The sequence below is a fragment of the Thermosyntropha lipolytica DSM 11003 genome, assembly GCF_900129805.1.
GTDB classification, from domain to species: Bacteria; Bacillota; Syntrophomonadia; order Syntrophomonadales; family Syntrophomonadaceae; genus Thermosyntropha; species Thermosyntropha lipolytica.
The window spans coordinates 1-1,598 of sequence record NZ_FQWY01000088.1; the positions used below are offsets into that span (position 1 = coordinate 1).

A 1,598-nucleotide genomic window follows, 5' to 3' on the forward strand; every position below is an offset into this window, starting at 1 on the left:
AAAGGGCTCCTTCCTGTATATCAGGTATCTATTAGGTAAAAAACTTTTCAATAACTGCCGTCCCCTGACGGGGATCAGGTTTTGTAACCTGTCTTCTGTAAGCCCCATCTGGCAAGGGCTTAAATCCCGTTTTGCGGGGGAGACCCGCCTTCAGGATAGAACATGAAGCTCTATCCCTTCTTAAAGTCTTATAACGCCCTATTTTTAGGTATCGGAGCAGATCAGGGGCCAATTGTTTACAGTTATATTTTACCATTAAAATTTTTCCCTAGCTACTGATTTTCTGTCATTTTTGGCTTTTTAAGATATGAGCAGGTTTTTTTAAGGGGTTAACTGATAAAGTCAGGAGAAACTACCGAATTAAGGATAATAAAAAAGTAAGTTAGTGATAAGTCTTATTGGGTAGTAACTTCAGGTGATAAGATTTATTATATTATAATTCATATTTATATAGACCTAATTATGATGATTATAGTCCATATGTGCATATAAGAAAAGTTTATCCCGAGGCAAAGTATATAAGGGAGCCGATAACAGGTATAAAAGCTAAATATTATTCAAATTATCAATATCCTAAAGCTACTCAGGCATCCTTTATGTCTATTTTATTTATTACTTGACACATTCCAAACAGTTTATTTATTATGGAAAAAATTCCATTACTGAAAGGAAGATAACATGCAGTTTTTTGATTTTTTTGCGCAATCACTGATTTACACTGCCTCCATGCTTCTCAATGCTGAATGCCAGCTGGTAAAAACCGAACAGTTATCACACATGCCCTCTGATGCTTCTTTACATATCATGCTGGGGATTACCGGTGATGTATACGGACATGCAGTATTAAGTTTTACCGAAGCTACCGCCCTTAAAACCGCCAGTGCTATGATGGGAGGTATGAGCTTATCCCAGCTTGATGAAATCTCTTTAAGTGCCCTCAAAGAATTTCTCAATGTTGCTGCCGGAGGAGCCGCTACGCGCATGTACGAAATCCAGAAAAAAATAGACTTAACCCCGCCCACGCTAATAAGCGGGTCATCTATCTATATGCAAATGGCCTATCCTCTGGTTTCTTTCCTTTTCCAGATAAAAGATAAGGATATTAACCTCAGGCTTTCTCTATCCCTGCAGGAAACTAAAGCCCGCACCATACTCATAGTAGATGACAGCTCTCTCCTGCGCCGCACTGCTCAGGATGTACTAACCAAAGCAGGTTTTGATGTAGTAGCTGCCCTAAGCAGTGGAGAAGAATGCCTAGATTACCTTTCTTCTCATCCCGCTCCGGAAATAATACTTCTGGATATAGTAATGCCGGGCATGGACGGTATAGAAGTTTTAAAAGAAATCCGCAGTCGACAGCTTAAAACCAAGGTAGTAATCTTCACCAGCATTGCCGACCGCGAAACGGTACAAAAAGCTACTGCAGTAGGCGTAGACGGCTATATGCTAAAGCCTATCAGTGAAGGCTTGCTGGTTCTGCTTAAAAACATCTAAAAAAACAGAAAAACCTCAGGGGAATCCCTCAGTCAGGCTGTCGACAAAGTCGTTGTTGGCAGCCGTTTTTATTTTATTTATAATATATAAAGGAAATAGAGCAA

At 39.7% G+C, this 1,598-nt stretch carries 1 protein-coding gene; it reads left to right on the forward strand.

Features of this window, described 5'->3' with window-relative positions; translation table 11 throughout:
* The first annotated feature begins 678 nt into the window (after positions 1-678).
* Complete coding sequence (locus BUB92_RS11130; protein ID WP_073093629.1) at positions 679-1,494, forward strand: response regulator; 816 nt, start codon at positions 679-681, stop codon at positions 1,492-1,494.
* Positions 1,495-1,598 lie beyond the last annotated feature (104 nt).

Excerpts from the sequence above, each read along its gene's own strand:
- BUB92_RS11130 (WP_073093629.1), top strand. The coding sequence starts at position 679 with ATGCAGTTTTTTGATTTTTTTGCGCAATCACTGATTTACACTGCCTCC.